This window comes from Pseudomonas sp. I2 (assembly GCF_040984075.1).
In the GTDB taxonomy this organism is placed as follows: Bacteria; Pseudomonadota; Gammaproteobacteria; order Pseudomonadales; family Pseudomonadaceae; genus Aquipseudomonas; species Aquipseudomonas guariconensis_B.
In genome coordinates this window covers 1-400 of the sequence record NZ_JBCGFQ010000212.1, presented here as the reverse complement: position 1 = coordinate 400, position 400 = coordinate 1, and the positions used below count along the sequence as shown (strand labels likewise).

Genomic DNA, 400 nt, shown 5'->3' with positions numbered 1-400 from the left:
ACACCGACATGAGCAGTTCGTTGAGCGGCAGCTGCAGGGCGGCCAGCTCTTCTTCCAGTAGCTTCAGGCGCTCGGGCACGGCCTGCGATTCGGCCATGACGGCGCTGGCTTCCTCGCCCATGGCCATGAGCTGACCGATCTGCTAGGCCAGCGCGTTGCGGCGGGCTTGCAGGGATTCGGTTTCGGTCTGGACCGCCTTGCGGCGAGACTCCAGCTCGTTGAACCGTTCCGTGTCGAAGGACACGCCACGGCTCTTGAGGCGGTCTACGACGGTTTGCAGGTCTTTGCGCATCAGTATCGGGTCTAGCATGGTGATGTCGGTGAGATTGCGGGAAGCAACGGGCGTGACCCGTTACCGTTTCTTGGCGCGTTCCTGCGCGTCCAGCTCGCGCAGGAATGC

At 63.2% G+C, this 400-nt stretch carries 1 protein-coding gene; it reads right to left on the bottom strand.

Annotation, left to right across the window (positions count from 1 at the left end):
* Positions 1 to 142: 142 nt before the first annotated feature.
* Positions 143 to 310, bottom strand: a complete 168-nt coding sequence (locus tag WCE05_RS26300) for a hypothetical protein (protein WP_368816881.1) — start codon at positions 308 to 310, stop codon at positions 143 to 145.
* Positions 311 to 400 lie beyond the last annotated feature (90 nt).